The organism is Shigella flexneri 2a str. 301, from assembly GCF_000006925.2.
Taxonomy (GTDB): domain Bacteria; phylum Pseudomonadota; class Gammaproteobacteria; order Enterobacterales; family Enterobacteriaceae; genus ECMA0423.
This window is the reverse complement of record NC_004337.2, coordinates 426,815-439,841: the sequence shown is the minus strand read 5'-3', so window position 1 is coordinate 439,841 and position 13,027 is coordinate 426,815. Positions and strand designations below refer to the sequence as shown.

The 13,027-nt window shown below is 53.4% G+C and carries 12 protein-coding genes; 3 read left to right on the top strand and 9 right to left on the bottom strand.

Translation table 11 applies throughout. From position 1 onward, the window contains the following. Positions 1 to 182: 182 nt before the first annotated feature. Positions 183 to 1,859: a cation:proton antiport protein gene (ybaL, locus tag SF0423; RefSeq protein ID NP_706371.1), complete on the top strand. Its 1,677-nt coding sequence runs from the start codon at positions 183 to 185 to the stop codon at positions 1,857 to 1,859. A 132-nt stretch (positions 1,860 to 1,991) separates the two neighbouring features. Here ybaL and gsk read toward each other — a convergent pair whose 3' ends face one another. Then, positions 1,992 to 3,296: an inosine/guanosine kinase gene (gene gsk, locus SF0422; RefSeq protein NP_706370.1), complete on the bottom strand. Its 1,305-nt coding sequence runs from the start codon at positions 3,294 to 3,296 to the stop codon at positions 1,992 to 1,994. A 151-nt stretch (positions 3,297 to 3,447) separates the two neighbouring features. On the opposite strand from gsk, the gene ybaC reads away from it, so the two are divergent. Next, entirely contained in the window at positions 3,448 to 4,266 is an 819-nt protein-coding gene (gene ybaC, locus SF0421; RefSeq protein NP_706369.1) for an acetylesterase, read from the top strand. Between the two features lie 137 nt (positions 4,267 to 4,403). Here the strand turns inward: ybaC and hemH are convergent, their stop codons facing one another. From hemH to ybaN, 8 genes are all read right to left on the bottom strand, one after another. Continuing rightward, positions 4,404 to 5,366 carry a ferrochelatase gene (gene hemH / locus SF0420; RefSeq protein NP_706368.1) on the bottom strand — a complete coding sequence of 321 codons (963 nt, stop codon included), beginning with the start codon at positions 5,364 to 5,366 and terminating at the stop codon, positions 4,404 to 4,406. A gap of 131 nt (positions 5,367 to 5,497) precedes the next feature. Then, positions 5,498 to 6,142, bottom strand: coding sequence for an adenylate kinase (gene adk / locus SF0419; protein NP_706367.2), 645 nt, complete (start codon positions 6,140 to 6,142; stop codon positions 5,498 to 5,500). 180 nt (positions 6,143 to 6,322) lie between these two features. Next, on the bottom strand, positions 6,323 to 8,197 hold the full coding sequence (htpG, locus tag SF0418) for a heat shock protein 90 (RefSeq protein ID NP_706366.1): 1,875 nt from the start codon (positions 8,195 to 8,197) through the stop codon (positions 6,323 to 6,325). A gap of 109 nt (positions 8,198 to 8,306) precedes the next feature. Next, the gene (gene recR, locus SF0417; RefSeq protein NP_706365.1) at positions 8,307 to 8,912 is read right to left on the bottom strand and encodes a recombination protein RecR; all 606 of its coding nucleotides are present in this window, start codon (positions 8,910 to 8,912) and stop codon (positions 8,307 to 8,309) included. Then, positions 8,912 to 9,241: a hypothetical protein gene (gene ybaB, locus SF0416; RefSeq protein ID NP_706364.2), complete on the bottom strand. Its 330-nt coding sequence runs from the start codon at positions 9,239 to 9,241 to the stop codon at positions 8,912 to 8,914. Before ybaB ends, recR begins: the two co-directional genes overlap by 1 nt. 52 nt (positions 9,242 to 9,293) lie before the next feature. Then, a complete protein-coding gene (gene dnaX, locus SF0415; protein NP_706363.1) occupies positions 9,294 to 11,219 on the bottom strand; it encodes a DNA polymerase III subunits gamma and tau in 1,926 nt (641 codons plus the stop codon). A 128-nt stretch (positions 11,220 to 11,347) separates the two neighbouring features. Then, a complete protein-coding gene (gene apt, locus SF0414; RefSeq protein ID NP_706362.2) occupies positions 11,348 to 11,899 on the bottom strand; it encodes an adenine phosphoribosyltransferase in 552 nt (183 codons plus the stop codon). Between the two features lie 152 nt (positions 11,900 to 12,051). Next, positions 12,052 to 12,429 carry a hypothetical protein gene (gene ybaN, locus SF0413; protein ID NP_706361.1) on the bottom strand — a complete coding sequence of 126 codons (378 nt, stop codon included), beginning with the start codon at positions 12,427 to 12,429 and terminating at the stop codon, positions 12,052 to 12,054. Between the two features lie 69 nt (positions 12,430 to 12,498). Between ybaN and priC the strand changes: the two genes are divergently transcribed. Then, positions 12,499 to 13,026, top strand: a complete 528-nt coding sequence (gene priC, locus SF0412) for a primosomal replication protein N'' (protein NP_706360.1) — start codon at positions 12,499 to 12,501, stop codon at positions 13,024 to 13,026. Position 13,027: the final 1 nt, after the last annotated feature.

The window sequence follows — 13,027 nt, the reverse complement described above, 5'->3', positions numbered from 1 at the left end:
CTTTCCTCTGTTAAACCGCCTTCTGTTTTCCGAACCGTGCTTTTTTTGCAGCTAATTCCATTTTTCTGCAAAATTCAACAATTATTCATAAACATCATCAATGAAATTGTCATAAACTATTACCTGTAATTTTGGTTTTCCCAGCCCAAAATGGACAATAACCACCAGGAAAAGGAGACGGAATGCATCACGCCACCCCGCTTATCACCACCATTGTTGGCGGCCTTGTGCTCGCCTTTATCCTCGGCATGCTGGCCAATAAACTACGTATTTCTCCTCTGGTGGGATATCTGTTAGCGGGTGTGCTGGCAGGACCATTCACTCCGGGCTTTGTTGCCGATACCAAGCTTGCGCCGGAACTGGCTGAACTGGGCGTTATTTTGCTGATGTTCGGCGTCGGTTTGCATTTTTCGCTCAAGGATTTGATGGCGGTAAAGTCCATCGCCATTCCCGGCGCGATCGCCCAGATAGCCGTGGCGACGCTGCTGGGTATGGCGCTCTCCGCCGTGCTGGGCTGGTCGTTAATGACCGGTATCGTGTTCGGCTTATGTCTTTCCACCGCCAGTACCGTGGTGTTACTGCGCGCACTTGAAGAACGGCAATTAATAGACAGTCAGCGTGGGCAAATCGCCATCGGTTGGTTGATTGTGGAAGACCTGGTGATGGTTCTGACGCTGGTGTTGCTGCCCGCAGTGGCAGGAATGATGGAACAGGGCGATGTGGGCTTTGCCACTCTTGCAGTCGATATGGGGATCACCATCGGCAAGGTGATCGCATTTATCGCCATTATGATGCTGGTAGGTCGCCGTCTGGTGCCGTGGATTATGGCACGCAGCGCGGCAACCGGTTCTCGCGAGCTGTTTACCCTGTCAGTGCTGGCGCTGGCGTTAGGGATTGCCTTTGGTGCGGTAGAGCTGTTTGATGTCTCCTTTGCACTCGGTGCGTTCTTTGCCGGGATGGTACTGAACGAGTCTGAATTGAGTCACCGTGCCGCCCACGATACGTTGCCATTGCGCGACGCGTTTGCGGTGCTGTTTTTTGTCTCAGTCGGGATGTTGTTTGATCCGTTAATTCTGATTCAGCAACCGCTGGCAGTGCTGGCGACGCTGGCAATTATTCTGTTTGGTAAATCGGTCGCGGCCCTGTTCCTTGTCCGTCTGTTTGGTCACTCCCAACGTACGGCATTAACCATCGCCGCCAGCCTGGCGCAGATTGGTGAGTTCGCGTTTATCCTGGCGGGACTGGGAATGGCATTGAATTTACTGCCGCAGGCCGGACAAAACCTGGTACTGGCAGGGGCGATCCTGTCGATTATGCTCAACCCGGTACTGTTCGCACTACTGGAGAAATATCTGGCGAAGACCGAAACGCTGGAAGAGCAGACGCTGGAAGAGGCAATCGAAGAAGAGAAACAGATCCCAGTGGATATTTGCAACCATGCGCTATTGGTGGGTTACGGTCGTGTAGGCAGCCTGCTGGGGGAGAAATTGCTCGCCTCTGATATTCCGCTGGTGGTGATTGAGACGTCACGAACCCGTGTTGATGAGCTGCGAGAGCGTGGGGTCCGCGCTGTATTGGGCAATGCAGCGAACGAAGAAATTATGCAACTGGCACATCTGGAATGTGCAAAATGGCTGATCCTGACGATCCCCAACGGTTATGAAGCGGGTGAGATTGTGGCGTCTGCCCGCGCGAAAAACCCGGATATTGAGATTATCGCCCGCGCCCATTATGACGATGAAGTGACGTATATCACCGAACGTGGCGCGAATCAGGTAGTGATGGGTGAACGTGAAATTGCCCGTACTATGCTGGAACTGCTGGAAACGCCACCGGCGGGTGAAGTGGTGACGGGGTAAACGGTGGTTGCCGGATGTAAAATATGAAAAATATGTAGGCATGATAAGACGCGCCAGCGTCGCATCAGGCATCGAGAGCCAAATGCCAGATGCGGCGTGAACGCCTTATCTGGCCTACGAACCGACGATAACTTAACGATCCCAGTAAGACTCTTCCTGGCTGTCTTCACGCTCCGGCAAGCCGCGCGTTAAACGAGGTGAATGCTGGTTCAGTACCTGATAGCTCACACGGTTAGCATATTTACACACCTGCGCTAACGATGAATAAGTTAACCAGGTGAATTTATGTTTGCTGGAGTTTGGTACGTTGCTACGATGGTAGCTGTTGGCGGTAATGTCATGCAGCAACGCTGCCAATGCGCCATCCCCCGCTCCATTAGTGTTCATGATTTTTTCCGGCCCGCCCATGTACGGCGCAATGTGCGAATAGACACGCAGCGGATTCTGGCAATCCTTGTGGCGCATGGCGCGGCTAAACTCATACTGGTTGAATTCCGCTATAGCGCCCGGCAGCAGCGGATGCTGGGTTTTACGTTTCGCTTCGTCTTCGGTAAAGCCCGCCATATACAAGCCGATTGGCCCGGCGGTGCACAGCACCAGCTCTACCCAGTCCAGCGCCTTGTCAGATGCCAACAACGGATCGCTTTCTCCGGTCAACGCTTCGGCTTCATCTTCGTTCATCGCAAGGATAGAAACGTGGTCTTTGAGGAATTGCTGCCACCACTGCGGATTCTCGGCAATGACAAACTTGGTGCCCAGCGTCAGCACCACCGGTACGTTATATTTCTTCGCGTACTCAATGGCTTTCATGGTTGCTTCCGGCATGGGTTCACCCGGCTTGCAACGCACCAGATATGAGGTGAGAACCAGTGCCGAGGCTCCGGCAATCACATCTTCCGGAATGCTTTCAGCCCGCAGCTGGTTCATGTGGCCTGGACTGATAGCAAAGGTACGTTCCCCGGACTCGCCAATCAGCGTAAAGCAACGACCAATCGGACCATCCACGCCTTGTAGATAGTTAAGATCGGTACGGCTGGAAGTGTTACACAGGTAACGATAGGCATAACTGCCAATTTCAATATTGCTGCACATGACGCCCAGCAGCACCGAACGGTCGTCCGCGAGCACCGAGTAGTTGTGCATGGTGTTACCAATGGTGCCACCCGCAAACTGATGGGTAATCAGGTTTTTCTGTTTTAGCTCCTGATAAAGCACTTCGGCTACGTCATCCTCAATCACCAGTGAATGCCCGGCGCTTAATCCATAACGCTCAATGAATTCATCATCCACTTTCGCTTCAATATCGACCAGCGTCTGGTCAATACCTACGACCCAGGCGGCGCTGGTTTCGTTTTCTGGCTGGAATTGCTGAAGCAGCGGATCGCGTGCATTTACAGGGAAGTAATGTTTGGATTTACGTTTACCGGGAAATTTCATGGTTGTTTTTACGGGTGGTTAACTGAGCGGCGAATGTTAACACAATCTGACGGGAGCGCGCGAGACGCAGCCAGTTTCAATATCAGCAGGCGGGATCGCATTTTCATGGCAGTGGTTCCTTACAATGACGTAATTTGAAAGGAGTTTTTGTATGAAGCCGGAAAACAAACTACCTGTTCTGGACCTTATTTCTGCTGAAATGAAGACCGTTGTGAATACTCTTCAGCCGGATTTACCGTCCTGGCCCGCAACGGGAACGATTGCTGAGCAACGACAGTATTACACGCTTGAGCGCCGATTCTGGAATGCGGGCGCTCCAGAAATGGCAACCAGAGCTTACATGGTTCCAACAAAATATGGGCAGGTGGAAACACGTCTCTTTTGTCCGCAGCCAGATAGCCCGGCGACGCTATTTTATTTGCATGGAGGCGGTTTTATTCTCGGCAATCTCGATACCCACGATCGCATCATGCGCCTGCTGGCAAGCTACAGCCAATGTACGGTGATTGGTATTAATTACACCCTTTCACCTGAAGCGCGTTTTCCACAAGCGATAGAGGAAATTGTGGCTGCTTGTTGTTATTTCCACCAGCAGGCGGAGGATTATCAAATCAATATGTCCCGCATTGGCTTTGCCGGTGATTCCGCAGGTGCCATGCTGGCGCTCGCCAGTGCGTTGTGGTTGCGTGATAAACAGATCGATTGCGGTAAAATTGCGGGTGTTTTGCTGTGGTATGGGCTTTACGGATTACGGGATTCCGTGACTCGTCGTCTGTTGGGCGGTGTCTGGGATGGCTTAACGCAACAGGATTTGCAGATGTATGAAGAGGCGTATTTAAGCAACGACGCGGACCGCGAGTCACCGTATTACTGTCTGTTTAATAATGATCTCACTCGCGAAGTTCCGCCCTGTTTTATTGCCGGGGCGGAGTTCGATCCGCTGCTGGATGACAGCCGTCTGCTTTACTAGACGTTAGCGGCGCATCAGCAGCCCTGTGAGTTCAAACTCTACCCAGGTACGCTGCATGCCTTTTTGCATTATTCACGGATGATGAAAACCGCCGACGAGGCTCTTCGCGACGGCGCTCAGTTCTTTACCGCTCAGCTTTAGCGATACGCGGCAACAAGATTAGCCATCATTTCGATATGTTCCGGCGTGGCATTAAGCGCTGGAATATATTCATATTTTTTCCCGCCCGCACCGAGGAAGACCTCACGGTTTTGCTCGGCAATCTCTTCCAGCGTCTCCAGACAATCCGCAGCAAAGCCCGGGCACATCACCTGTATATGACCTACGCCTTTTTCTCCGAGCATTTTCAGCGTTTCGTCGGTATAAGGCATCAGCCAGGGTTCCCGGCCAAAGCGCGACTGAAAGGTCATCATCACTTTTTCCGGTACCATCCCCAGTGCGGAAGCCAGTTCGCGAGTCGTTGTGCGGCAACGTTGCGGGTAATCATCGCCTTCATCTGCATAACGCTGGGGAATGCCATGATAAGAGAGCAGCAGCAGATCCGGTTCGCCATGTTTGGCAAAAGAAGCGCGTACGCTGTTCGCCAGTGCATTAATGTAATCGTGGTTATCGGCGTAATCACGAATAAACGATATCCCCGGAATGCTACGTTTGCGCGCCAGAATGCGTGCCAGTTCATCCCATACCGCACCGACCGTAGAACAGGAGAATTGCGGATAAAGCGGCAGCACCACAATATGATCTACATGCTCTGCCAGGAGTTCATCGACGGAGCTTTCCAGTGATGGCGAGCCGTAGCTCATGCCCAGCGCCACTGGCGTATCCGGTAAACGTTGTGCCAACGCCTGCTGTTGCTGGCGGCTGTAAACCATCAGCGGCGAGCCGTCTTCCATCCAGACAGAGGCGTACAGCTTCGCCACACGCGGCGAGCGCAGCGGCAAAATCACGCCGCGCAGCAACGGCCACCATAACAACCGTGAGGTATCAACCACGCGTCTGTCGCTTAAAAATTGTTTCAGATAGCGTTTTACCGCTTCAGGTGTGGGGGCATCGGGCGTACCCAGGTTTGCCAGCAGGATACCGGTTTTAGTCTGACGCATTACCGCCTCTTATCGATTCAACTTGTTGATAATTGTAGCGGAAAAGTGAGGAAGAAGAACTAATTGCTGTGAGAGGTATTGCCTGAGGTGGATAAGCAGACCTGCCCGAAAGCAGATCTGCTGCGGCTTGATTAGCCGAGGATTTTTTCCAGATCAGCGCGAACTTCAGCAACCTGCTTGGTACCGTCAACTTTCGCGTATTTGGTGTTACCCGCTTCCGCTTCTTTGGAGTAGTAGCCGATCAGCGGTGCAGTCATCTGATGGTATTCAACCAGACGTTTACGCACGGTTTCTTCCTGATCGTCTTTACGGGTAGTCAGTTCTTCACCGGTAACGTCGTCTTTGCCTTCTACTTTCGGCGGATTGAATTTAACGTGATAAACACGACCAGACGGCGCATGAACGCGGCGGCCTACGATACGATCAACAATCAGTTCGTCCGGTACGTCGAATTCCAGAACGTAATCAACATTGATGCCCGCTTCTTTCATCGCGTCTGCCTGCGGAATGGTACGCGGGAAGCCGTCCAACAGGAAACCATTACGGCAGTCTTCCTGAGCAATGCGCTCTTTAACCAGCGCGATCACCAGTTCGTCGGTGACCAGTTTGCCAGCATCCATAATGTCTTTTGCTTGTTTACCCAGCTCGGAGCCAGATTTGACCGCAGCACGCAGCATATCGCCAGTGGAGATTTGCGGAATACCATATTTCTCCATGATGAACTGAGCCTGAGTCCCTTTCCCCGCGCCCGGAGCGCCAAGCAGAATGATACGCATTGCGAAAATCCCCTTAAAATGTGTCGATTTTTTTGAAAAAGCGATAAACGATACCACCAACAGGCGATTGCCTCAAGAAAGGCACCTGAGGCTGAAACGGTTAATGGCGAGATAATTTGCGGAAAGTACAGATGATGAAAAGAAAAATGCCGGATGACACAAAGGTCATCCGGCATGACATCAGGAAACCAGCAGCTGATTCATACGACGAATAAACAGGTTCGGATCTTCCAGCGTGCCGCGTTCTGCCAGCAGCGCCTGATCCAGCAGCAGTTCTACCCACTCGCTGAACTTGGCTTCATCTTCAGTATCTGCCGCACGTTTCACCAGTACGTGATCCGGGTTCAGTTCGAAGATGTATTTCACTTCTGGCACTTTCTGGCCCGCCGCAGCGAACAGTTTCGCCATCTGAGTGCTCATTTCGTCCGCGTCGGTCGAAACGATCGCTGGCGTATCGGTCAGACGGTGAGTCAGACGGACATCTTTCACGCGCTCGCCGAGCAGAGCTTTCACGCGGTCGATGAACGGAGTCAGTGCTTTCTCCGCTTCTTTCGCGCTCTCATCAACTTCGTCAGCCAGTTTTTCCAGCGACTCGTCAACTTTAGACACCGACTGGAACGGTTTACCGTCGAACTCAGTCAGATAGTTCATCATCCACTCATCGATGCGGTCGGAAAGCAGCAGAACTTCGATGCCTTTCTTACGCAGCAGTTCCAGGTGCGGGCTGCTCTTCGCTGCCGCATAGCTGTCTGCAGTGATGTAGTAGATTTTCTCCTGCCCTTCTTTCATGCGGGAAACGTAGTCTTCCAGAGACACGGTCTGCGCAGAAGAATCGGTATAAGTAGAAGCAAAACGCAGCAGTTTGGCGATCGCTTCCTGGTTAGCGAAATCTTCCGCCGGACCTTCTTTCAGTACCAGGCCAAACTGTTGCCAGAAGGTCTGGTATTTTTCCGCGTCGTCTTTCGCCAGTTTTTCCAGCATTTGCAGCACACGCTTGGTCAGCGCATTGCGCAGGTTACGCGTTACCGTGCTGTCCTGGAGGATTTCACGGGAAACGTTCAGCGGCAGATCGCTGGAGTCAATCAGACCACGCACGAAGCGCAGATAGTTCGGCATGAACTGTTCAGCGTCGTCCATGATAAACACGCGTTGAACGTACAGTTTCAGGCCGTGTTTATGATCACGGTTCCACATATCCCACGGAGCCTGGGACGGGATGTACAGCAGGCTGGTGTACTCCTGCTTACCTTCAACGCGGTTGTGGCTCCAGGTCAGCGGATCGTTAAAGTCGTGGGCGATGTGTTTGTAGAACTCTTTATACTCTTCATCGGTGATTTCCGACTTGTTACGAGTCCACAGCGCCTGCGCTTTGTTGATTTTTGCCCAGGAGATAACGGTTTCGCCATCTTTCTCTTCGCGTTTTTCGATCTCTACCGGCAGCGCGATATGGTCGGAGTATTTGCTGATGATGGAACGCACGCGCCAGTCATCGAGGAACTCGTCTTCGCCTTCACGCAGATGCAGGGTGATTTCAGTACCACGATCTTCTTTGGTGATATCGGCAACGGTATATTCACCTTCGCCAGCCGATTCCCAGAAGACGCCGTTTTCTGGTTTTTCGCCTGCCGCGCGAGTACGCACGGTCACTTTGTCGGCCACGATAAACGCAGAGTAGAAACCAACACCAAACTGACCGATCAGCTGGCTGTCTTTCGCTTGGTCAGAACCCAGGGATTCGAGGAATGATTTGGTACCGGATTTAGCGATAGTCCCCAGATGGTCAATCACTTCGTCGCGGGTCATCCCCACGCCGTTATCGGAGATGGTCAGCGTGCGCTTGTCTTTATCGAAAGAGACACGAACGCGCAGTTCGCCATCACCTTCGTACAGGTCCGGGTTAGATAGCGCACGGAAACGCAGCTTGTCCGCCGCATCGGAGGCGTTAGAGATAAGCTCACGCAGGAAGATTTCTTTATTGGAATAGAGAGAATGGATCATCAGGTGCAGAAGCTGTTTCACTTCTGACTGAAAACCACGAGTTTCTTGTCCTTTCATGTAGGTCTACCTCAATAATGCCATTTTAAGGTTAAAAACAGGATGAGGGAGAGATGGGGACAAGGGAGAATAATTTCAAGCGAGAGCAGGTGCTCCTGCTCTCGTTTGCTTAAAAACGAATCTTATGACGCCCGGCGAGGGAGTGTGACAGCGTGGTGCCATCGACCATTTCCAGTTCGCCGCCAACCGGTACGCCATGAGCGATTCGGCTGGCTTCCACGTCATATTGCGCGCAAAGCTCGGCAATGTAGTTAGCGGTAGCTTCACCTTCAACCGTGGGATTGGTGGCGAGGATCACTTCAGTGATTTTTTCCTCTGCCAGACGCTGTTCCAGACGATCAAGCCCGATATCATCCGGACCGATGCCGTCCAGCGGTGACAGATGCCCCATCAACACAAAATAACGACCAGAAAACTGCCCCGTCTGCTCAATGGCGTAGATGTCCGCCGGACTCTCCACCACACAGATTTGACCGTTTTCCTGACGACGCGGATTCGAACAGATGTTACAGACTTCCTGTTCGGTGAAAGTGCGGCAATCGGCGCAGTGGCCGATTTCCGACATCGCCCGGGTGAGCGCCTGCGCCAGACGCATCCCGCCGCTACGATCGCGCTGAAGCAGCGTGAACGCCATACGCTGCGCCGACTTCGGGCCAACGCCCGGCAGACAGCGCAGTGCTTCCATAAGCTGTGTTAACAGCGGGCTGGTTTGCATCAGAACGGCATCTTAAAGCCAGGCGGCAGCTGCATTCCGGAGGATACAGAGGCCATTTTTTCTTTCTGCGTTTCTTCAATACGACGTGCTGCGTCGTTGAATGCTGCAGCCACCAGGTCTTCCAGCATCTCTTTGTCGTCTTCCAGCAGGCTCGGGTCGATCTCTACGCGACGGCAGTTGTGTGCACCGTTGATGGTCACTTTTACCAGACCTGCGCCAGATTCGCCGGTAACTTCCAGCTGCGCGATCTCTTCCTGCATTTTCTGCATTTTTTCTTGCATCTGCTGGGCTTGCTTCATCAGGTTACCCAGACCGCCTTTACCAAACATAGGTTTCTCTCTCAATCACGTTAAGGATGACGAACGTAAGCTGTGCTTACGATCAAATGGGGCGGATACTTTCTTCATCCAGCTCCGCATCGAAAAACCGACGCAGGGTCTGAATATTATTATCCGCAATAATGGACTCGCGCGCCTGCGCAAGTTTTTCTTCGTATATCGCCTGACGCCACTCCAGCGGCGTACGCACCGCGGGATTATCATCTTCAACGATAGTCAGTTCAACCGTTGAACCTTTTAACATGCTCAACGCTTCAGCCAGTTTTTGCTGTGCACCGCGGTTGTTCAAATGCCGCTGAGAGGAGCGCAAATGCAGACATACTGCGTTGTCGCTCTCCTCTTTCCAGGCATTTAACGCCACCTGTTCGACCAGTTTTGGTAGCGAAAGTTGGCTCACCTGTGCCGCCCACGGGTCGCGCTCAATGGCTTCTGCCGCTAGCTTCACCGCCAGTTCCGGCGTTTTTTCATGTTCCAGCGCTTTTTTCAGCGCCTTCGGCGTGGCGACCACTTCTTTTTGCTGCATCACCGGAGTGGTCGCCTTCCAGCGATACGCTTCTTTTTTGGCTGGCGCTTTTTCCAGCGCCGATGGCACCGGACGCGCCTGAACGCGATCGGTGACCGAAGCCAGTCTTTCCAGCGCAGCGTTATTCACCGGCCGCGCGCGGGTAGCGGCTGCCGGTTCACTCTTTTTTGCTTTGGTTGCTCCCTGCACGCGCTGCAACTGCTGGCGCGCCGCCAGCACCTGGCTGGTGGTTTCCGGGAGCGGTACAGTCGGTGCCTGCTGCGGCGCTGATTGCGGCGGCACCAGGGTTGGCGTCATTACTGCCGTTGGCGCGACGGGTGCAAAGGACTGGCGTGGCACTTCTGGCTCAGGCAGCGGCATACGCGGATGGAACGCCAGCGCGCGCAGCAGCGTCATCTCAACGCCCATGCGGCGGTCCGGCGCATACGGTAATTCTTTGCGACCAATCAACAGCGTCTGATAGTAAAGCTGAATATCCGTCGGCGGTATGGTGCGCGCCAGTTCACGCATCCGCAGCTCGATGGCGGCCATGTCGTTGCCAAGTGCAGCAGGCGAAAGTTGTACCATCGCAATACGATGCAACAAGCCGAGCATTTCCACCAGCAACGCTTCCCACTCGATACCACGGGCAGCGGCTTCATTAATCAGTGCCATTACGCGCTCGCCGTTGCCCTCGACCATCGCTTCAACCAGCGACAGCGCCTGATCGTCGTCAAGCGTACCCAGCATCGCACTGACCGCCTGGGTTGAAACCTGGCCGTCACCGCTGGCAATCGCCTGGTCGGTCAGACTTAAGGCATCTCGCAGGCTGCCTTCAGCGGCGCGCGCCAACAATTGCAGCGCCCGCGGCTCGTGAGCGATATGTTCTTCATTGAGGATGTGCTCAAGCTGATGGCGAATTTGCTCGACATCCAGCGCCTTGAGATGAAATTGCAGACAGCGTGACAAAATCGTCACCGGCAATTTCTGTGGATCGGTCGTCGCCAGCAGAAACTTAACGTGCTCCGGCGGCTCTTCAAGGGTTTTTAACAGTGCGTTAAAGCTGTGGCGCGACAGCATATGCACTTCGTCGATCAGATAAACTTTGAAACGACCACGCGCCGGAGCGTACTGGACGTTATCCAGCAGGTCGCGGGTATCTTCAACTTTGGTGCGCGAGGCGGCGTCGATTTCAATCAGATCGACAAAGCGCCCCTGCTCGATTTCACGACAGTTATCGCACACGCCGCACGGCGTCGCGGTAATGCCGGTTTCGCAGTTTAGCCCCTTCGCCAGCAGTCGGGCGATAGAGGTTTTTCCGACGCCACGGGTGCCGGAAAAAAGATAAGCATGATGAATACGCCCTAACGACAAGCCGTTCGCCAGTGCGGTCAGCACATGTTCCTGGCCGACGACGTCAGCAAAGGTTTGTGGGCGCCATTTTCGGGCTAAAACCTGATAACTCATTGGCAGGCTCTGAAACGCTGGAAGGTGGATTCACGAAGGGGTAATGCTAACACAGCCCCGTCAGAACGGCGAGGCTGAATGCACATCTTGTGCTGTCCGTAGCGTGGGCAGCACAAGACTGGCGATAATTAATGGCCCGGGAACGGGACAAGGCTGTAGCTGGTAATGCCCTGTTTTTCGAGACGCTGTTCGCCGCCGAGATCAAACAGGTTGATAATGAACGCAGCGTCAGCCACTTCACCACCCAGACGACGGATCAGTTTAACGGTCGCTTCGATAGTGCCGCCGGTTGCCAGCAGATCGTCCACCACCAGAACTTTGTCGCCCGGTTTGATGGCATCAACGTGGATTTCCAGCTGATCGGTGCCGTATTCCAGGTCGTAATTTTCACTGATGGTTTCACGCGGCAGTTTGCCCGGTTTACGGACCGGTACAAAGCCAACGCCCAGACCCAGAGCTACCGGAGCGCCAAACAAGAAGCCACGCGCTTCGGTGCCGACAACTTTGGTAATGCCCGCATTTTTGTAACGCTCAACCAGCAAGTCGATGCTGAGAGCGTAAGCTTTCGGGTCTTCCAGTAAGCTGGTGACATCGCGGAAAAGAATGCCGGGTTTTGGGTAGTCCTGAATGCTTTTGATGCTATTTTTGAGATACTCAAGCTGCTGTGCAGTCGCGGTCATAAGTGTATGCCTGCTTGTTACGGTGGTACTCACGGCGCGTTTTAAACGTATCAAAAGTAACTGTTGTTTAACCTTTGACCGCCTGCGCCTGTGCTCGAAAACGCCAGAATGTACTGGCTGTACGCAATAATTGCAACTGCGATTGTTGTGCTTCAGTGCTTTTCTTGCTTTTCATCAATCACCGGAATTCGCCACATATAGAAAAGCAAACAGGCGAGAATTACCAGCAACATGATGCGCACCCATGGCATCTGGACGAACCACAGAGAAATGGCAAACGTGAGCAAAATAAGCAAAATCGCCCGCGGTTTGACGCCGCGCGGCATCGCATGATGTTTCTGCCAGAAACGTAGATAGCTGCCAAACCATGAGCGGTACAGCAACCAGGCGTGAAAGCGCGGGGAAGAACGGGCAAAGCACCAGGCCGCCAGCAGGATAAACGGCGTCGTCGGTAATACCGGTAATACCACGCCCAGCGTACCCAGCACTACCGCCAGCCAGCCAATGATGATTAAAATGATTCGTTGCATATTGAGTGTTGTCAGCTTACATAGTGGCTACTTTAGCATAACAATTATCATTTTCATTGAGGTCTTATCGTGAAAACCGCCCTGCTGCTGGAAAAACTGGAAGGACAGCTCGCTACGCTGCGTCAGCGTTGTGCCCCGGTGTCACAGTTCGCCACGCTAAGTGCTCGTTTCGACAGGCATCTTTTTCAGACTCGTGCGACAACACTACAGTCTTGTCTCGACGAGGCGGGCGATAATCTGGCTGCGCTTCGTCATGCAGTTGAGCAGCAACAGCTGCCGCAAGTGGCCTGGCTGGCGGAACATCTGGCGGCACAACTGGAAGCCATCGCGCGTGAAGCCTCCGCCTGGTCATTGCGCGAGTGGGACAGTGCGCCACCGAAAATTTCCCGCTGGCAGCGTAAACGTATTCAGCATCAGGATTTTGAGCGGCGGCTACGTGAGATGGTTGCCGAACGCAGAGCCCGCCTGGCGCGGGTGACCGATCTCGTGGAACAGCAAACGCTGCATCGTGAAGTGGAAGCCTATGAAGCGCGCCTGGCACGCTGCCGCCATGCGCTGGAAAAAATCGAAAACAGGCTAGCGCGCTTAACCCGCTAGC